18 protein-coding genes are annotated in these 18,539 nt (G+C 71.2%); 6 read left to right on the forward strand and 12 right to left on the reverse strand.

What is annotated here, in order from left to right; translation table 11 throughout:
• Nucleotides 1–15: 15 nt before the first annotated feature.
• From ABZ795_RS05660 to ABZ795_RS05675, 4 genes are all read left to right on the forward strand, one after another.
• Nucleotides 16–348 carry a MarR family winged helix-turn-helix transcriptional regulator gene (locus ABZ795_RS05660; RefSeq protein ID WP_327023126.1) on the forward strand — a complete coding sequence of 111 codons (333 nt, stop codon included), beginning with the start codon at nt 16–18 and terminating at the stop codon, nt 346–348.
• A gap of 115 nt (nt 349–463) precedes the next feature.
• Nucleotides 464–928, forward strand: a complete 465-nt coding sequence (locus tag ABZ795_RS05665) for a hypothetical protein (protein WP_357529196.1) — start codon at nt 464–466, stop codon at nt 926–928.
• A 196-nt stretch (nt 929–1,124) separates the two neighbouring features.
• Nucleotides 1,125–1,904: a hypothetical protein gene (locus tag ABZ795_RS05670; RefSeq protein ID WP_357529198.1), complete on the forward strand. Its 780-nt coding sequence runs from the start codon at nt 1,125–1,127 to the stop codon at nt 1,902–1,904.
• Between the two features lie 169 nt (nt 1,905–2,073).
• On the forward strand, nt 2,074–3,243 hold the full coding sequence (locus tag ABZ795_RS05675; protein WP_357529200.1) for an AI-2E family transporter: 1,170 nt from the start codon (nt 2,074–2,076) through the stop codon (nt 3,241–3,243).
• Nucleotides 3,244–3,291: 48 nt separating this feature from the next.
• Here ABZ795_RS05675 and ABZ795_RS05680 read toward each other — a convergent pair whose 3' ends face one another.
• Nucleotides 3,292–3,960 carry an alpha/beta fold hydrolase gene (locus tag ABZ795_RS05680; RefSeq protein ID WP_357529202.1) on the reverse strand — a complete coding sequence of 223 codons (669 nt, stop codon included), beginning with the start codon at nt 3,958–3,960 and terminating at the stop codon, nt 3,292–3,294.
• A gap of 243 nt (nt 3,961–4,203) precedes the next feature.
• On the opposite strand from ABZ795_RS05680, the gene ABZ795_RS05685 reads away from it, so the two are divergent.
• Nucleotides 4,204–4,383, forward strand: a complete 180-nt coding sequence (locus ABZ795_RS05685) for a hypothetical protein (RefSeq protein WP_357529204.1) — start codon at nt 4,204–4,206, stop codon at nt 4,381–4,383.
• Nucleotides 4,384–4,408: 25 nt separating this feature from the next.
• Here ABZ795_RS05685 and ABZ795_RS05690 read toward each other — a convergent pair whose 3' ends face one another.
• The 7 genes from ABZ795_RS05690 to ABZ795_RS05720 all read right to left on the reverse strand — a co-directional run bounded on the left by ABZ795_RS05690 (nt 4,409) and on the right by ABZ795_RS05720 (nt 14,848).
• Entirely contained in the window at nt 4,409–6,784 is a 2,376-nt protein-coding gene (locus ABZ795_RS05690; protein WP_357529206.1) for a glycosyl hydrolase family 65 protein, read from the reverse strand.
• On the reverse strand, nt 6,781–7,548 hold the full coding sequence (locus ABZ795_RS05695; protein WP_327023132.1) for a beta-phosphoglucomutase family hydrolase: 768 nt from the start codon (nt 7,546–7,548) through the stop codon (nt 6,781–6,783). The genes ABZ795_RS05690 and ABZ795_RS05695 overlap by 4 nt, the downstream gene beginning before the upstream one ends.
• Nucleotides 7,549–7,617: 69 nt before the next feature.
• Nucleotides 7,618–8,916, reverse strand: a complete 1,299-nt coding sequence (locus ABZ795_RS05700) for an ABC transporter ATP-binding protein (protein ID WP_327023133.1) — start codon at nt 8,914–8,916, stop codon at nt 7,618–7,620.
• Nucleotides 8,917–9,046: 130 nt separating this feature from the next.
• Nucleotides 9,047–11,257, reverse strand: coding sequence for a bifunctional glycosyltransferase family 2 protein/CDP-glycerol:glycerophosphate glycerophosphotransferase (locus ABZ795_RS05705; protein ID WP_357529208.1), 2,211 nt, complete (start codon nt 11,255–11,257; stop codon nt 9,047–9,049).
• A gap of 14 nt (nt 11,258–11,271) precedes the next feature.
• Complete coding sequence (locus ABZ795_RS05710; protein WP_357529661.1) at nt 11,272–13,233, reverse strand: DUF5941 domain-containing protein; 1,962 nt, start codon at nt 13,231–13,233, stop codon at nt 11,272–11,274.
• A gap of 41 nt (nt 13,234–13,274) precedes the next feature.
• On the reverse strand, nt 13,275–14,021 hold the full coding sequence (locus ABZ795_RS05715) for an ABC transporter ATP-binding protein (RefSeq protein WP_357529210.1): 747 nt from the start codon (nt 14,019–14,021) through the stop codon (nt 13,275–13,277).
• Nucleotides 14,021–14,848, reverse strand: coding sequence for an ABC transporter permease (locus tag ABZ795_RS05720; protein ID WP_357529212.1), 828 nt, complete (start codon nt 14,846–14,848; stop codon nt 14,021–14,023). The genes ABZ795_RS05715 and ABZ795_RS05720 overlap by 1 nt, the downstream gene beginning before the upstream one ends.
• Before the next feature lie 311 nt (nt 14,849–15,159).
• Between ABZ795_RS05720 and ABZ795_RS05725 the strand changes: the two genes are divergently transcribed.
• Nucleotides 15,160–15,366, forward strand: a complete 207-nt coding sequence (locus ABZ795_RS05725; protein WP_327023137.1) for a PspC domain-containing protein — start codon at nt 15,160–15,162, stop codon at nt 15,364–15,366.
• Nucleotides 15,367–15,564: 198 nt separating this feature from the next.
• Here the strand turns inward: ABZ795_RS05725 and ABZ795_RS05730 are convergent, their stop codons facing one another.
• The 4 genes from ABZ795_RS05730 to ABZ795_RS05745 all read right to left on the reverse strand — a co-directional run bounded on the left by ABZ795_RS05730 (nt 15,565) and on the right by ABZ795_RS05745 (nt 18,507).
• Nucleotides 15,565–16,308: a DUF4230 domain-containing protein gene (locus ABZ795_RS05730; RefSeq protein WP_357529215.1), complete on the reverse strand. Its 744-nt coding sequence runs from the start codon at nt 16,306–16,308 to the stop codon at nt 15,565–15,567.
• Between the two features lie 135 nt (nt 16,309–16,443).
• On the reverse strand, nt 16,444–16,749 hold the full coding sequence (locus tag ABZ795_RS05735; RefSeq protein ID WP_111214238.1) for a type II toxin-antitoxin system VapB family antitoxin: 306 nt from the start codon (nt 16,747–16,749) through the stop codon (nt 16,444–16,446).
• A gap of 188 nt (nt 16,750–16,937) precedes the next feature.
• Nucleotides 16,938–17,540 carry a nitroreductase family protein gene (locus ABZ795_RS05740; protein ID WP_357529217.1) on the reverse strand — a complete coding sequence of 201 codons (603 nt, stop codon included), beginning with the start codon at nt 17,538–17,540 and terminating at the stop codon, nt 16,938–16,940.
• A gap of 37 nt (nt 17,541–17,577) precedes the next feature.
• Nucleotides 17,578–18,507: an aldose 1-epimerase family protein gene (locus ABZ795_RS05745; RefSeq protein ID WP_357529219.1), complete on the reverse strand. Its 930-nt coding sequence runs from the start codon at nt 18,505–18,507 to the stop codon at nt 17,578–17,580.
• Between the last annotated feature and the right edge of the window lie 32 nt (nt 18,508–18,539).

Below are 18,539 nucleotides of genomic sequence, written 5' to 3' on the forward strand. Positions count from 1 at the left end.
CGAAAGGCCCATACGATGGGCGGCATGGCAACCACCGGCGAGCGGGAGAACGCCCGTAACTGGACTTTTCTCACCAATCATGCTCATGTGCTGCTCGCCATCGCCCGCAACCCCACCGCCCGGTTGCGGGACGTCGCCGACGAGGTGGGGGTGACCGAGCGGGCCGCCCAGGCCATCGTCGCCGACCTGGAGGCCGGGGGTTACCTGCACCGCACCCGGGTCGGGCGACGCAACGAGTACACCCTCAACCCGGCCGGCCGGTTCCGTCACCCCGCCGAGGCCGATCGGCAGGTCGGCGACCTGCTGGCGTTGTTCACCAAGGAGCCGGTGGCCGGCCCCACCCCCTGACAGCTGTGCGGCCCCGGCGACCCGTCCGCTGCGGCAGTGACGGCGTGGTCGGCTTCACCATCCCGGGCCGAACGGACCGCTGCGATCCTGCGGCAGGGGCGATAGGTTTGACCGCGTGCCGACTTTCGCGTTCGCCCGTCCACTGTGGCCGGCCGGGCGCTGCGCGCTGGCGGATCTGACCCGCCTGGCGCTGGTGGCACTCATCCTCGCGGTCGGTCTCGGCGGGGCCACCGCAGGTCGCCCCGACACCACCGATCTCCCGGCGGCGCCGGCCACCACCGGACTCGCCAGCCGAGCCGTGGATGGCCCCCTGACCAAGTGGCCGGGACGAGAGGTGTCGACCTCCACCGGGCCTGCGGTCACCGCTGCGCCCGCCACCGGGTCTGCGCTCTCCGTTGCGTCCGCCATCGGTCACGCGCCAACCCAGCCCGTCCGGGCGCTCGCCGTAACCGTGGTGTCGCACCCTGAGCCCTCCGAGGCCGCTGCCGCGCCGGCCATCGCCGTCGCGCCCCGGCCCGCCGTCGTACACCTCGCGACCGGTGCCGGTGAACCGACCCGGCGCGGCCCACCCACCGCCTGACCGGAGCGAGCCGAGGAGCGCCGCCCGACCGGGTCGGGCTGAGAACCATCGGCCGACCGGGGGCTGACCACCGCCGATACCGTCCCGTCCCGCCCCCGGCCAGGGCCGCAGTCCAGAACCCGTGCCACCGCCTCCCGGCCTCGTTCCCGCCCTGGCAGCACAGACGACGAAACCTATCCGCCACGAGGTGCTGATGATGCAGACCACTCTCTCCGCCGTCCTTCCCGACGTGCCCCGGGCCGCCGCGATCTGGCTGAGCCTGTTGGGCATCGTCACGCTTGCCGTCTCCGCTCTGCTGCTGCGTCCCCGGCGGCTCCGGTTCGACGTGGGTGCCCGCATCCGCGAGGCCGCCCTGCCGAGTCCGCCGGAGCCCCACGAGGAGGACCGGTGGGCTCAGGAGGTCATGGTGGCCGCCGAGCGGGCCGAGGCGACCGCTCACCGCCGACGCGAGGAGTGGGTGGCCGCGCAGGACGCGGCCGAGCAGGCGTGGCAGGCGTACCAGGCGGCGGAGGCGGACGTTCGTCGGTTGGCCGACGCCGCGAGCATGCCGCTGCCGCAGACCCCCCGCACCCCGGCCGAGTACGCCGACCGGGAGCGCTGGTTGCACCGGGCGGCCCTGGAGGCGTACTGGCGGCGGGATCTGTCGGTGGAGCAGCTCAGTGACGTCTTCGCGCACCGTGGCTGGGATCCCCGCCTGCACCCGGTCGAGCAGGAGTTGGTGCTGCACCGGGCGATCCGCGACCACCGGCTGGCCCAGCAGCGCATCGCCCGCGACCTGGAGCAGGAAGCCTGGCACGCCGCCGAGGCGGCCGCCGCAGCCGCCCGCAGCCTGCGAGCGGAGACCGTCTCCGCCCTCCTGCCGGCAGCCGAACCCCAGGATTCCCTGCTCCCCTTCGCCGAACCCGACACCGACCAGACCCGCGACCTCCCCGCCGTCCCCGTCTCCACCCCCCGAACCCCCGCCACCGCCTACTAACCACCCCACCCCACCCCCACCCCCGCCGCTCGGGGCGTTGATCAAGAAGTTTTGGTCCGGATCGGCCTGAATCCCGACCGAAACCTCTTGATCACCCAGGCTGGGGGCGGGTGGGCGGTGTCGGATGGGGGGTGGATGGGTACCTCCTCGCGGACGCGAGGAGGGCGACGTGGTCGCAGCGGGTGCCGGGCGCGGGACCGAGGAGGCAGCGGACCGGGGAGCCGGACCACGACAGGCGTGGGCGAGCCTGCCCTGGCTGGTACGTACCGCCGTGCTGTGGAGCGCCTGCCTGGTGGTGATCGCCGCCGGGCTCTACCTGCTGGCCCGGATCATCATCCTGGTCACGCCGCTGGCCATCGCCCTGGCCGCCACCTTCTTCCTCGCCGCGCTGCTCGACCCGGTGCAACTCGCGCTGCGTCGGCTACGGCTACCCGCCTCACTGGCCGCCCTGCTCACCGTCCTGCTGCTGCTAGGCATCCTGGGCGGTCTGGGGGTGCTGGTCTGGAACCTGACCGCCAGCCAGTTCAGCGAGCTGGGTGACGAACTGCGGCAGGGGATCGGGCGAACCCGCGATCTGATCACCTCGACCCTGCCGGTGACCGACCAGCAGCTCGACGGTCTGCTCGCCCAGTTGCGCGAGGCGGCCACCAGCCAGAAGGTCGACCCGGTCGCCAGCGCCCGCACGGTCACCGAGGTGTTCGGCTCCGCCCTGCTGGCCCTGGTGTTGCTGTTCTTCCTCCTCAAGGACGGCCGGGCGATGTGGCACTGGACGTTGCGCCGCACGGCCGGGCCGAACCGGGAGATCGCCGCCGAGGCCGGCCGGGTCGGTTGGCGCACCCTGGGCTCGTACAGCCGGGGCACCATGCTGATCGCGGGCATCGACGCGGTCGGCATCGGCCTGGCGCTGGTACTGCTCGGGGTGCCGCTGGCCTTCCCCCTGGCCTTGATCACATTCATCGGTGGGTTCGTACCGATCATCGGGGCGACCGTGGCCGGTGCGGTCGCGGTGCTGGTGGCCCTGGCCGCCAACGGTCCCACGACGGCGCTGCTCACCCTGGCCGCGGTGATCGCCGTGCAGCAGATCGAGGGGAACCTGCTGGAGCCGCTGGTGATGAAGCGCCAGGTACGGCTGCACCCGGTGGTGATCCTGTTGGCGGTCACCGCCGGCACCCTCATCGCCGGCATCGCCGGCGCCTTCGTCGCGGTGCCGATAACGGCCGTGGCCTGGCGGGTCATCGACAGCGTGCAGCGCCAACGACAGGCCGCCGCAGCCACAGCCCGTCCGGATCCTCCGGCACCGGAGGATCCCCCGGCCCCACCACATCCCGTACCCGGCTGAGGTGCCCTGACCCCGCCCGCCGGGCCGCCGCGCTCCTGGCCGGCCGGGTCAGGCCAGGGCGGGTTGGGGGTGCAGGTGCTCGCGGAACCAGTCGGCCGCCGCCTCGGCCACCTGTTCCAGGGTGCCGGGCTCCTCGAAGAGGTGTGTCGCACCGGGGATCACCCGCAGGTCGGCGAGGGCGGTCAGTTGGCTGCGCGCCTGCCGGTTGAGCGCGAGCACCTGCTCGTCCAGGCCACCGACGAGCAGCAGGGTGGGGGCGCGTACCTGGCCCAGGGCGGCACCGGCCAAGTCGGGGCGACCCCCTCGGGACACCACGGCGTGCACCTGCTCCGGCCGTCGGGCCGCCGCGACCAGGGCGGCCGCGGCACCCGTACTGGCCCCGAAGATGCCGATCCGGGCCCCGCCGAAGGGGCGCGCCGAGACCAGCCAGTCCACGATCCCGGCCAGCCGGGCGGCCAGCAGGTCGATGTCGAAGCGCAGTTCCGCGGTGACGGCGTCCGCCTCGGCCTCCTCCGGGGTGAGCAGGTCTACCAGGACGGTGCCCAGCCCGCCCGCGCTGAGGGACCTCGCCACGGCGACGTTACGCGGACTGTGCCGTGAGCTGCCGCTGCCGTGGGCGAACAGCACCGCCCCCACCGGGTCGGTCGGCACCAGCAGATCCGCCGGTAGGTCGGCCCCGCCGGCCGGGATCGTCACCGCCTCGTCCCGCACGTCCATCCTCATCCTCCAGACACGGCCGGGCCAGATCACGGCCGGGCCAGATCACGGCCGGGCCACGCCGCACCGGTCGAATGGGTAGACCCGCCGTGACCCCCGCCCGGCATACCCCGTCGGGCGGAGGTCACGCCGGCCCCTGCCCGCGCGCCGTCCGGGTTTGTCGGCGGTCGGGTCGGGTAGCCGTCGCGGAACCAGCAGACGGACCGGCCGCTCGGTGCCGGCGATCAGATCGCGAGGACCGTCATGCCCCATCACCACCGTGAGCCCGTCGACCAGGCCGCCGAACGCGAGCGGCGGGAACAGAACCCTCAGGGAGGTAGGGACTGGGCGGACAAGGCAGCCCAGGCCCGGTCGGCGGACGACCCTCGGGCCCGGACACCCCACGACACCACCGGCCGTCCCTCACAGGGCGAGCCGATCTAGACCGGATCGGGTCGAGCGCCTCTGCTCAGGACACCCGCTCGGGCAGGCGGAGCAGCGGGGCCCGGCCGGGAGGCTGCTCCACCGGGGGCAGGTTCTCCGGCGCGGGCGGGATCGGTAGGGTCACCGGCTCGGTGCAGGTGACCCGCACCGACTCGCCGTGGTGGCGGAGGTCCATCACCGCGTCCGGCGCGGCATGGTGCAGGCCGTACGTCGCCTCCTCGGGGCGTACGGTGACCCGCAGCCGAGTGCCGCGCCATTGCAGGGAGAACTCCAGCCGGCCGATCCGGCTGGGCAGGCGGGGGGCGAACGTGGGCACGTCCTCGTCGTCCCGCAGCCCACCGAACCCCGCGATCAGCGCGATCCATGAGCCGGCCAGGGACGCCATGTGCACACCGTCGCGAGTGTTCTCGTTGAGGTCGTGCAGATCCATCAGCGCCGCCTCGCGCAGATAGCTGTGCGCCAACTCCAGGTAGCCCACCTCGGCCGCCAGCACCGACTGGGTGCAGGCCGACAGCGAGGAATCCCGCACCGTACGCCGCTCGTAGTACAGGAAGTTGCGCAGCTTCTCCTCGGGGGTGAAGGCGTCACCCCGCCAGTGCATGGCCAGCACCAGGTCGGCCTGCTTGACCACCTGCTTGCGGTACAGGTCGAAGTACGGGTAGTGCAGCAGCAGCGGGTACTTGTCCTGCGGGGTGTGCGAGAAGTCCCACTCCTCCAATCGGGTGAAGCCCTCGACCTGCTGATGCACGTCGATCTCCTGGTCGTACGGGATGTGCATGGCCGCGGCGGCGTCCCGCCATGCGGCGGCCTCCTCGTCGGTGACCCCCAGGTGGAAGGCGTCGTCCCGGTGGCGCATCGCCACCTCGGCGGCGACCCGCAGGTTCCGCTGCGCCATCAGGTTGGTGTAGATGTTGTCGTTCTTGACGGCGGTGTACTCGTCCGGGCCGGTCACCCCGTCGATGTGGAACTGGCCGTCGCGGTCGTGGTGCCCCAGCGAGCGCCACAGCCGGGCCGTCTCCACCAGCAGGGTCAGTCCGATCTCGCGTTCCAGCTCAATGTCGCCACTGACCAGCACGTAGCGTCGTAACGCGTCCGCGATGTCGGCCGCGACGTGGAAGGCGGCCGTGCCGGCCGGCCAGTAGCCCGAGGACTCCGGGCCTTCGATGGTCCGCCAGGGGAAGGTCGCCCCGGACAGGTTGAGGGTCCGGGCCCGCTCGTAGGCCTGCTCCAGGGTGGAGTACCGCCAGTACAGCGCGTCGCGCACGGCGGCCGGATGGGTGTACGTCAGCACCGGCAGCACGAACATCTCGGTGTCCCAGAAGGCGTGCCCATCGTACCCGGGACCGGTCAGGCCCTTGGCGGCGATGGGCCGACGTTCCGCGCGGGCCCCGGCCTGGAGGACGTGGTAAAGCCCGAACCGGACGGCCTGCTGCACCTCCGGATCCCCGTCGATCTGCACGTCGGCGGCGTCCCAGAACTCGTCCAGGTATTCCCGTTGCTCACGGACCAGGCCGTCCCAGCCGTCCAGCCGGGCGGCGGCCAGGGCGGCGCCGACCTGGTCGCGCAGGGCGGGCAGGGAGCGCCGGCTGGACCAGCCGTAGGTCAGGTACTTCACCACCCGCAGCCGCTGGCCCGGCTCCAGCACACACCCGATGGTGGTACGCACCCAGTCCTCGTACCCCTCGGACTCGATCGTGGTGCGCGACGGTGAGTCGATCTCGTGCTCCATCGCCGCGGCGACCCGCAGCCCGGAGACCTTGGTCCGGTGGATCAGCAGCCCCCCGTCGGCGGTGGTCAGCTCCTCCTCCGCCTGCAACGGCGACTCCAGTACGGCGGCGACCCGGGGATCGCGGCTCTGTGGCGGCAGGTTCTCGTTGGCCACCAGCTCCGACTGGACGATCAACCGCAGTGGCGCGTCGTCGGCGACCTCCACCTCGAAGCGGATGGCGGCCACCGAACGCTGCCGGAAGGAGACCAGTCGGGTGCTGTGCACCCGGACCTCCCGCCCGGCCGGGGAGCGCCAGTGCAGGGTCCGATGGAGGGTGCCGGCCCGCAGGTCCAGGATCCGTTCGTGGGCGAGCAGGTCGCCGTAGCGCACATCGAGGGGCTCGTCATCGACCAGCAGCCGGATCAGCTTGCCGTTGGTCACGTTGACGACGGTCTGACCGGACTCGGGAAACCCGTAACCCGCCTCCGCGTACGGCAGGGGACGCAGTTCGTAGAACGAGTTGAGGTACGTGCCGGGCAGCCCGTGCGGCTCCCCCTCGTCCAGGTTGCCGCGCAACCCGATGTGCCCGTTGGAGAGGGCGAAGACCGACTCGGACTGGGCGAGCACGTCCATGTCGAGTCGGGTCTCCCGGACGTGCCAGGGCTCGACCGGATAGGCCCGCTCCCGGATCACGCCGGCCGTCCGGCGTCGAGCAGTTCGGCCAGGTCGGTGACCACCACGTCGGCGCCGTGGGCCAGCAACTCGTCGGCCTGGTCGGCGCGGTCGACCCCGACGACGTACCCGAAGCCCCCGGCCCGTCCGGCCTCGACTCCGGCTAGGGCGTCCTCGAAGACGGCCGCCTGTTCCGGCTGTACGCCGAGCAGCTTCGCCCCGGCGAGAAAGGTGTCCGGGTACGGTTTGCCCCGCAACCCCTCGGCCCGTGCGCTCAGTCCGTCCACCCGTTCCTCCAGCAAGGGTTCGAGCCCGGCGGCGGCCAGGACCTCCCGGCCGTTGGCGCTGGCCGTGACGACCGCCCGACGCAGCCCGGCCTCGGCCACCGCCTTGAGATAGGTGACCGAGCCGGGGTAGACGTCCACCCCGATGCTGCGGATCCGCTCCAGGACCAGAGCGTTCTTCTGGTTGCCCAGGCCGTGCACGGTCTGGGTACCGGGCGGATCCTCCGGGGTCCCTTCGGGCAGGGTGATGCCCCGGGAGGCCAGGAAGGTGCGGACTCCGTCGAGTCGGGGCCGCCCGTCGACGTAGCGGTGGTAGTCCGGCCCCGGATCGAACGGCCGGTACGCCGCATCAGCCACCTCGGCACCGGTCGCCTCGGCGTGCCGGCGCAGGAAGTCGTCGAAGGTCTCGGTCCAGGCGGCGTTGTGGACCCGGGCGGTCTGGGTGAGCACACCGTCCAGGTCGAAGAGACACGCGGTCACGTGATCCGGCAGGCCGAGCATCGCCCCAATCTATCCACGGTCACCGGCCGGCAAACGTACTTCGCTCAACCCGGCGCGCCGCAGGTGCCCTCAGCGCCAGCCGACGTCGATCCGGTCGCCGCGCTCGTCGAAGAAGTGCAGGGCGTCCATGCGTACCTTGATGGCCAGTGGGTGACCGGCGGAGACCGCGGGGTACGGCGCTAGCCGGACGGCCAGTTCGGCCGGGCGGCGGTGGTGCCGGCCGGGGTCGGGCAGGACGCTGGCCTGACCGCTGTTCGGGTTGGCCTGGGGCACCGGTGCACGGTTGGTGAACCGCTGCATCACCTGACCGAAGCGGCGCAGGCCGCGCTGGCCCAGTGGAGTGTCACTGTCCGGGGCCGCGCCGACCTCGTCCACCACGATCGCGGTGGCGCCGATGTCCAGGAAGGCCAGCGATTCGTGCCCGTGATGTTCCAGGTAGCGGATCCGGCCCTGCAGGACGTCACCCGGTGAGTCCGGGGCCACCGGGGTGAGGGCCTCGGCCCGCATGCCCACCACGATCCGCTCCCCGTGGTAGTGCGCCACCGCCCGACTGCGGATGTCGTCCCAGGGCAGGTAGAGGGCCTGATCCCCGAGGGTGAGGGTGACGTACCGGTCGAGGTGGACGTAGACCGAGGCCTCCAGCAGGTTCATCCGAGGGCTGCCCAGGAAGGCGGCCACGTAGAGGGTGGCCGGACGGCCGTACACCTGGGTCGGGGTGCCCACGTCCTGAAGGACCCCCTTGCGCATGATGGCCACCCGGTCGGCCATGGTCAGCGCCTCGGCCTGGTCGTGCGTCACGTAGATGGTGGTGACCCCCAGCTCGCGGGTCAGGGCGGAGATCTCCGCCCGTAACTCCGCCCGCAGCCCGCTGTCCAGGTTGGACAGGGGCTCGTCCATCAGGAACAGCTTCGGGCGGCGCACGATGGCCCGGCCCATCGCCACCCGCTGCCGCTGCCCGCCGGAGAGCTGGCTGGGTCGTCGGGCCAGTACGTCGCCGATGCCGAGGGCGCTGGCCACATCGGTGACCCGTTCGCCGCGCGGGGCCGGCTCGATCCCGGCCAGCTTGAGGGGGAAGGCGATGTTGTCGCCGACACTCATGTGGGGGTAGAGCGCGAAGTCCTGGAAGACCATGGCGATGCCGCGCTCCCGGGGCGGGAGGTCGTTGGCGACCTCACCGTCGAGCATCACCGAGCCCGCAGTCGGCTCCTCCAGCCCGGCGACCATGCGCAACACCGTCGACTTGCCGCAGCCGGATGGCCCGAGCAGCACCATGAACTCGCCGTCGTTGACCTCGAGATTGATGCTGTCCACCGCGACCGTGCCGTCCCGGAAGACCTTCGTGACATCCTTGAGCGCGACGGTGCTCACCCGTCTCCTCCCCCGACCCCTCGTCTGCCGAACCCGGCAATGACTGTGGCCAGGATCATGTCAGCCGCACATCGGGTAAACGTGTCATGTTCAAGTCGTGACAGACTTAATACGTGCCATCGAGTAGCGACTATCGACTGAATTTTCCATCTCCGCCGGAGATGTCGGCCGAAAACACCTGCCGAACCACCCGCTGTGCGGCCTGACCGTCCTCCAGGGAGCAGAAGCGCTCCCGGAACCGCGCCCGTGTGCGGTCGGCCGCCAGGGTGTCGAATCGCCGGTCCCGCAACACCTCCAGCAACTCGGCGAAGGTCTGGGCCACCGGTCCGGGCGGCTCGGCCAAGAGGTCGAAGTAGACCCCCCGGGTCAACCGGTAGGCGTCCCAGTCCGGCGCGTAGATGACGATCGGCCGGTCCAGCACGGCGTAGTCGAACATCGCGGAGGAATAGTCCGTGACCAGCAGGTCCGCCGCCAGGTAAAGGTCCTCGACCTGGGGATGAGAGCTGACGTCGATGATCCGGTCCCGGCCCGCCGGGGGCCACCCTCTCCGGTTGCGGTCATGGAAGTAGTGGCTACGGATCAGCAGCAGCCCGGAGGGGCCCAGGGCGTCGAGCACCCGCTCCGGGTCGAAGGGCGGCCGGTAGCCGGGCAGGTGCTCCCGGTGGGTCGGCGCGTACAGCACCACCTGCTCACCGAGGCCGGCACCGAACTGGGCCCGCAGCCGCAGCACCTCCTCGGGGGTCGCGGTGACCAGCCGGTCGTTGCGCGGATAACCCACCTCCAGAGTGGTGTACGCGGCCGGATAGGCCCGCTCCCACATCTGGGTGGAGAAGCTGTTGGCGGAGATGCTGTAGTCCCAGCGGTCCACCCGACGCAGCAGCCCGGCGAAATCCATTCCGACCGCCCCCAGTGGATAACGCTGCTGATCCAGCCCCATCACCTTGACCGGGGTGCCGTGGTGGGTCTGCACATGCACCGAACCGGGCCGTTTGCGCACCGAGTCCGGGAAGTTCACGTTGTTGATCAGCCACTTGGCCCGGGCCAGCACCCGGTGATACGCGGGGCTGCCGGCCACCACGTACTCGACCCCCGCCGGCAGGGTGTGCACCCGGTCCCTGCGTACGATCCACACCCCCCGGATCTGGGGTGCCAGCCGCCGGGCCGCCTCATAGATCGCCGCCGGGTTGCAGGCGTAGCCGCGGTACCAGTAGGCCGCGTAGACGGCCAGATTCTCGTCCAGGGGTCGGTGCAGTTCGGCCCGGTGGTACCCGTGCAGCGCGGCATCCCTGGCCGCCCGCACGGTGGCCCGCACCGGTGGCACCGCCCGACGTCTGACCTGCCGGACGGCCCGGCGAGCAAACTCCCCCTTCCGGCTGGTGGCCCGCAACGCCGAGTAGGCCCGCCACCGCCCGGCCGCCACCAGCCGATGCTTGAGCCCTTCCACCCCGGGCGGGACCCGGTAGCCACCCGGCGGCCGGTACCGGGCGTACTCGATCGACATCCGGGCGAAGAAGGTGGGCCGCAGGTGGGCGGGGAGCCGATCGGGGTTGCCGAGCACGGTCAGGTAGTGCCACATCATCCGCTCGAACAGCGCCGCCCGCAGCTCCTGGGCGCCGAGCTGATCCGCGTACCGGAACACCCGGTGCCACTGCTCGAACAGCTCGAAGTGCCGCTCGCCCCGGGTCTTGGTGATCGCACCCGCCCGCCGCTGCCGATAGTTGACACAGACCGTGTCGAGGACCCCGATCCGGTCGGCGGCCAGCAGCACCGGATAGCTGAAGGACACGTCCTCGTACCAGCCGGGGGCGAACCGCAGCCCGGTCTCGGCCAGGAACTGTCGACGGACCAGCCGGTTCCAGACGGTGTGCAGCAGGTTCAGGGTCTCCGGTCGCTCCCGCAGCCGGAAGGTGACCGGCCCGGGCGGCTGCGGGAACACCTCCGCCATGGCGCTGGGAGTGACCGTGTCGTTCCAGTGGGCCCGGACGTGGTCGACCAGCAGCACGTCCGGGCGGGTGCTGCGCAGCCGCTCGGCCACCTCGATCAGGCAGTCCGGCACCAGCCAGTCGTCGCCGTCGACGAACCAGACGTACTCCCCGACCGCCCGGTCCAGCCCGGCGTTGCGGGCCGGACCCAGCCCGAGGTTGCGGTCCAGCCGGAGGGGGCGTACCCGCTCGTCGCGGGCCGCGTACTCGTCGAGGATCTCCCCGCTGGCGTCGGGTGAGCAGTCGTCGACCCCGATCACCTCGATGTCGACGACCGGCTGGGCGAGGATCGAGTCCAGGCATTCCCGCAGGTAGCCCTGGACCCGGTAGGCCGGGACGACGAAGCTGATCAGCGTCATCGTCCCGGCCCCCGTCAGGTTGTCGCGTTCCTCCCGGCACCTGTCGGCACCCGGGCCGGCCGGACGAACCAGGCCAGCACCACACTCGCCGCGAAAAGCACCAACAGGTAGATACCGAGTGTAGCGAGACCAATACCGACGATTCCGGCAATCGCCGTCAGCCCCAGCACCACCGACCGTCCCTCCCAGCCGAGGGTCGCCGGGTGCAACGGTGGTGCCGGTTGCCGCTTCTCCAGCCGGGCCACCAGGTCGTAGTGGTGCAGGGTGAGCACGAAGACGTACCCGAAGATCAGCCAGGCCGGAGCCCCGCCGATCACCCCTACCGCGATGGCGAACAGGTACTCCGCGGCCCGCAGGGCCGCCGGCACCAGCCAGTCCAGCGGGCCGTTGTGGGCCGCCCGGGCCCCGGCCGCACCCACCAGCAACACCAGCAGCACCACTGGTACCGCCCAGCGCAACCCGTCCGCATCGTCGCCGGTCAGCAACGCCGCGAGCAGCAGAACCCCCGCACCCAGGGCGGCGAACACCGCGAGCACCAGCGGCCCCGGGCGACGCAGCACCGGCAGCAGCCGGGCTGAGAGCAGGCCGTCGTCGCGGTGCAGGAGGGCATCCAGGGTGTCCAGCACCGGCACCCGCATCCACCGGGCCCGCAGGGTACGCAGCGCCCCGGTGTACGCGAACGCCAGCACCCCCCAGGTCAGTACGGCCAGCAGCGCGATCCGCTGGTTGAACAGGGCGGCGGCCAGCGCGATCAGGGCCCACCGCTCCCCGATCGGGAAGACCACGGTGCGCTTGAGCCAGTACGACACCGAGCCGGTGTCGGCCTGCACCTTCGTGGAGGCGGCGTTCAGCCGGTCCCCGATGCCGCCGCCCCCGGTGCCGACCGTCTTCGGCCGTCGGGCCGCCTCGTCGTGCAGGACGCCGTACCAGGCATCGGTCATGTGCCGGACGGTCTGCAGGGTCATCGCGGCGATGGCCAGGGCCCACCCGTACCGGACCCCGGCCGCCGTGGCCCCCCACCCCAGACCGGCGTAGACCAGGTACTCCTTGGCCCGGTCGGCCATGGTGTCCAGCCAGCCGCCCCAGGCGCTGAAGTTGCGGGTGTACCGGGCCAGTTGGCCGTCCACGCAGTCCAGCAGGAACCCGAGGTAGAGCAGCACCCCACCGGTGACCAGGGCTACCCGCCCGCCGGTGGCGAACAACGCCGCCGCGGCCACCGCGAACCCCACCGACAGCATGGTCACCCCGGTCGGGCTCAGGCCCAACCGGGCCGCCGCCTTCGTGACGTACGGGGACCAGGTGCTGACGAAGTAGGTCGTGAAGAAGTCGTCCCGCTCCTTCACCGACAGCCGCAACTCGGCCCGGTCCTCGTCCACCGCGGCGATCGCGGCCTGGGCCGCGTGCAGATCGCTCACCTCGTCCACCCGGTGCGCCACCAGCAGGCGTACCCGCTGGGCGAAGACCAGCACCCCCTGGGCGGCTAGCCCGGCGAAGACCTGGTCCACCGCGGGTCCCGAAGGCTCCATCGGCGCACCCCCGCCGTCGGAGTGCCCGGCGGCCACATCGGCCAGCCGACCGGTGGCGGCGGCCCGGGCGGCGGCCACCAGCGCCGGGAGGTCGTCCCGGCCGACCCGCACCGCGCCACCGAAGACCCCGGTGGCCTCGCCGTCCAGTCGGTGGGCGGGCCCCGCGCCGACCACCTGGCCGCGTTCCTCACGGACCGTGGTGCGGCCACCGGTCGGCGGGTCGGTGAGCACCAAGGCCACCGTCGGCCCGACCGGGCTGGTCAACAGATGCCGCAGTACGGCGGTGTGCGCGACCAGGTCGGCACCGCTGACCACCACCGGGCCCACGGAGGTCCCGGCCAGGTCGGCCAGCTCGTCGAGGTCGGCCGCGAACCGTACCTCGCTGACCCCGGCCGCCCGCCACTGCGCGGCCAGTCGGTCGGTCAGGGCCGTACCGTCGCCCGTCGGCAGGCCCGCGGCCGGGGAACCGGCGGCGAGCACGATCGCGAGGGTCACCGGGGAACCGCGTCATGGTACGCGGCCAGCGCCTCGGCGATCGTGCCGTCGACGCTCAGCCGGCCCGCGTCGAGGAACAATCCTCGACGGCAGAACCGGGTCAGGTCCTTTTCGTTGTGTGACACCAGCACCAGAGTGCGCCCCTCCCCGAGCAGACGATCGATGGTCGTGTAGCACTTCGCGCGGAACTCGGCGTCCCCGACCGCCGTCACCTCGTCCATCAGCAGGATGGGGTGCGGCAGGTGGGAGATGATGGCGAAGCCCAGCCGCACCTTCATACCGGACGAGTAGTGTCGCACCGAGGTGTCGATGGCCCGCTCCACCTGTTCCCCGGCGAACGAGACGATCTCCTCGAAGTGCCGCTTCAGGTAGCCCGACGACAGCCCGTGCAGGCCACCCACCAGGTACAGGTTCTCCCGCCCGGTCAGGTCGTTGGAGAACCCGGCGGAGAGTTCCAGCAGCGGCGCCACCTCCCCGGAAACCCTGATCGACCCCTCATCGGGGATCAGCACCCCGGCGATCAGCCGCAACAGGGTGCTCTTGCCGGTGCCGTTGCGGCCGACCACCCCGACGGTCTCCCCGGGGGCGATCGAGAAGGTCAGGTCGCGCAGCGGCCAGAACTGGCCGTCGGCCGCGTTGCGCCGCCCCCGATGGATGAGCAGTTCCCGCAGCCGCAACTGCCGCCGGCGGTTGCGGACGAACCGGATGCCGAGACCCTCCGCCTCGATGATCGATTCGCCCATCAGAGTTCCTTGAGCACGGCGGGTTCGAGCCGACGGAAGGACCACCAGCCGACCAGGAGCAGCAGCAGACTCATCCCGACGGTGGTGGCCAGCATCCGGGCTGACGGGAACTCCTCCGGGTACCACACCGAGTGGTGCAGTTGGAAGATGCCGACCAGCGGGTTGAGTTCGTAGCCCAGCTTCAGCCAGCCGGGCAGGCCGGAGTCCCGGACCAGACTCAGCGGATAGATGATCGGGGTGGCGTAGAACAGCACCCGGATGACCAGTCGCATGAACCGCTCCACGTCGCGCATCAGCACGTTCCAGGCGGACAGCAGCAGGGCCACCCCGACCAACAGGGTGGCCTGCACCAGCACGGCCAGAGGCAGGGCCAGCAGCGACCAGCCCGGCTCGATCCGGCCCTGGGCGGCGTACCAGATCGCGATGCCGGCCAGGATCGGCAGGCCGGCGGCGTACTCGGCGAACCGGCCGGCCACCCGACCGATCGGAAACACCTGCCGGGGTACGTTCATCGTGGTGATCAACCGGGACTGTCCGGTCAGGGCGTTCGTCGCCTCGCTCAACGCCGAACTGGTCCACATCCAGGCGAAGATCCCGGTGATCAGAAACAGGGGGTACGACCCGGCTGCCTCGCCCAGGTGTCGGTTGGTGTCCCGGGAGTAGAGCACCCCGAAGACGAACCAGTAGATGGCCCCCATCCCCAGGGGCTCGATCAGGGACCAGAAGTAGCCCAGCACCGACTGCTGATACTTGACCGCCAGATCGCGCCTGACCAGGATGCGCAGCGAGTTGCGGTGCGACCACAACGCCCCCACGCCAGAGGTCACCGTCGTTCTCCCGCCTACCGAACGGACGCCAGGTTAGCAGCCGGCACCCCCACCACCCTCGTCGATCATGCACTTATGGTCGCCGTTTTGACCCGCTAAGCCCGTTACACCCCGACCAAAACTCCATGATCGACGGGGTGGGCGGGGGTGGGGGGAGGGCGCGGGCGGGCAGGGGTGGGGGGTGGGGGGCGCGGGTAAGTACCTACGGGTGGGCGGGGTGAGGTTCGTTCTCGGGACGGAGGGCGAGGGCGGATCGAGTCCCTAGCGTTGACAACCGGAGCGGCGGATCGCCGCAGAGGGGAACCACCACGATGAGTCGCAAGCTTGTTCGGCCCCGGCAGGGGCGCATGTTCGCCGGTGTCTGCGCCGGCCTGGCCCAGCGTTTCGGCATGTCGGCCGGGTTCGTCCGGCTGCTGTTCCTGCTGTCGCTGCTACTGCCCGGCACCCAGGTGATCATCTACCTGGCCCTGTGGATCATCATGCCCAACGAGGACCGCTACGTGATGGCCGGTCGCTGATCCCCCCACGCCGGGCTTCCACCCGAGCCCGGCGCAGCCAACTTCAAGCAGCCCAACTTTAAGCAGCCGACTGCAGGCAACCAGCTTCACGGCAAGCAGCGCAGCCGACTTCGGGGATGCTGCCCGCCGACCGACCTGTCGGAGGCGGCGATCCCCGAAGTCGCCCCAGCTAACGGATTGACTGAGCCGCCCGGCGGGTCAGGGGGCCACGTAGGTGACGGTGACCTGCTCGAAGCCCAGGGAGGCGAGCAGACCGATGAGCATCTTGCGGGTGTTCTCCTCGGCCCGGGCGGCCAGCCCGCTGTCCCGTGCCGCAGCGGTGATCCGGTCCTCGGCCAACTGGTAGACCTGCTGCTGCCGGTTGGGGTCATTGCCGATCAGGTCACCCACCCGGTTGAGCAGGCCCCGCTCCTCCGCGAAGACGTAGCTCTTGTCCAGGTCGAGATTGGTTTTGCCGAGCTGCGGCGCCGGCAACCTGACCTCTACGGACTTGCCGTCGGCCGACTGCGTGATCGCCCCCTCGGTGAGGGCCCCGAAGTCCACGTACGCCTCGACGCTGCCCGACCCGACGAACAGGGTGCGCTGGTTGAGCAGCCAGTCCGGCACGTTGCGACGGTCGTTCTGCAGGTCGACGACGACCTGGAAGTTGCCCTCGGCGGCCACGTATCGGCTGAGGTCCCGCATCGACTCCAGCAGCGCCGGCTGACTGCGGTCGGTCTGCTCCTTGCTGAAGGGGTTGCGGAACTCGGGCAGGAGCCCGGTGGTCTGCACACCTAGCAGGACCACCACGGCCAGTGCCGCCGCGCCGAGCACCCAGAGCAGGGCGCGGGCGGCGCCGCCACTGGACGGGGGCGCGGGTGGGGCCTCGGACCGGTCGTCCGCTCGCAGGTCAGTGTCGGAAAAACTGCTGGTGGGCTCGTTGATGTCGCCGTCGCGTGCCATCGCCCTCACCGTCCTTGTTCAGACGCGTTGTCTGTGATGACGGTAAGCCCCCCGTACGACACCCGCTCACCGAGTCACCCGATCGCGTGTTTCCGCAGATCAGGACGGGTCAGGACCCGGCGGGGACCGGCACCGTCACTCGACCGCTTCGGCGAGCACGAGCACCCGGGCGTGGATCTGGTTGCGCTGTTGCAACGCGGCGCGCAGGGCCCGGTGCAGACCGTCCTCCAGGTAGAGGCCCCCGTTCCACTGCACCACGTGCGGGAACAGGTCACCGTAGAAGGTCGAATCCTCCGCCAGGAGCTTGTCCAGGGCCAGCTCACGCTTGGTGGTGATGAGCTGGTCCAGCCGCAGCGGGCGGGGCGGGATCTCCGCCCACTGCTTGAGAGTCAGGTTGTGTTCCGGGTAGGGACGCCCGTCCCGGACCGCTCTGAAGATCACGACGGCACGCTCCCCTCCCCTACCCGGTTCGTACCACGACGCCGACGCGGGTCGCGGCACGGTACCGCGACCCGCAGCACCGATGTCCGTGCCAGCGTAGCGGCACCCCGCACCCCGCGTTCTGCTCCCCGGCGCCAGTTTCGCCACCGGGAGTCCGGTTCTCAACCGGACGAAACCACCCGTACGGGTCAGCTCCACCGCCCTCGGCGGACCACTTCCTCCACCGGACGCCGCCCTCGACGCAACGAAGGTGACCGATGGTCGGGGGCCCGATAACCGACAGTGACAGCACCGATCGGGTGGTACTCCTCCGGCACCCCGAAGGCCTCCCGGTAGGCCTCCCACCGCTGGGGCGGTATCCCGAAGAAGCACGCCCCCAGTCCCTCGTCGACCGCAGTCAACATCATCAGCAGGGCGGCGAAGCCGGTGTCGATGTACCAGTAGGGCACCGGCCAGCGGTCCGTGGAGCGGTCCGCCCAGCCCTTGTCCGCCTCGGCGTACCGCTCCAGGTAGACCGAGCGGTTGGCGTGCGGCACCACGATCAGCGGGGCCCGGCGCATCCCGGTCAGCCAGCGTTCCCGGCCGCCCCCGGCCGGGGTGCTGGCCGCCCAGAAACGCTCCCGGTCCGCCGGTTCCTCCAGCACCAGGAACCCCCAGCCCTGGGAGAATCCCGCCGACGGGGCCCGTACGGCATGGTCCAGCAACCGGTCCACCACGGCCGGGGGAACCGGCCGGTCCGGGTCGTAGTTGCGCACCATCCGGCGACGCCGGACCACCTCCGCGAACTCCACCTGCACTCTCCTCCACGCCGGTCCGGGCGGCGGTCCCTCAGCTGATGGGCTGGATGCCCCAGGTCCCCCGCCAGGTGTCGCCGGGTGCCAGGACGATCAGATCCCGGCCGGAGCGGAAGGCATCTGGCGGGCAGGTCATCGGCTCGACCGCCACCGAACGCCGGAACCGCTCACCGGTCAGGGTGTCACCGGTGTAGACCTGCCACCAGCCGAACTGGGGGTCCGCCCAGATCCGCAACCCACCGGTCGCCTCCGACCCGCTCAGGGTGACCGCGGAACCGCCGTCGTCGTCCCGGTCCACCTGCCCGAAGGCCAGATCCAGTACGGCGTCGCCGATGCGTCGCGGCTGGGTGTAGTCGTACTCCGTGCCGCTGACCGGGGTCACCCCGACCGGCAGCAACCGGGCGTCCACCACCATCCGGGTCTGCGCGGGCACCTGCAACACGATCTCCTCCACCGGTACCCCGGGCAGTTGCAGGTAGGGATGCACGGAGAAGCCGAAGGGTGCCGGCTGCCCGCCGATGTTGGTCACCTCGTGCTCGGCCCGCAGCCCGTCCGGCCCCACACTCCATCGGGTACGCAGCCGCAGCGGCCACGGATAACCCGGCTGGGGCGGCAGGTCGAACCCGATCGTGATCTCGTCCGGCCGCTGCTCGATCAGGTGCCAGGCGGACCAGTTGACCAGGCCGTGGAGGGCGGTGCTGCGCTCCGGCTCAGTGATGTTGAGCTGCAAGGACTGCCCGTCGAAGGTGTAGACCCCGTCCCGGATCCGGTTGGGCCAGGGGGCGAGCACCTGACCGGCGGATCCGGGGCACACCTCGTCGGTGCCGTACCCGTCCAGGTGCTCGACGCCGTCCTGCCGGTAGGCGCGCAGCCCGCCGCCCACCTCGACGATGACCGCCTCGTGTCCGGCGGCGGAGATGGTCCACTGTGCTCCGGAGAGGGGACGCGGCTCGTGGTTATCCATGTCGCCAGACCCTAGCTTCCGGGTACGTCGCC

Origin of the sequence: Micromonospora sp. NPDC047134 (assembly GCF_040643455.1) — a bacterium.
GTDB lineage: Bacteria > Actinomycetota > Actinomycetes > Mycobacteriales > Micromonosporaceae > Micromonospora.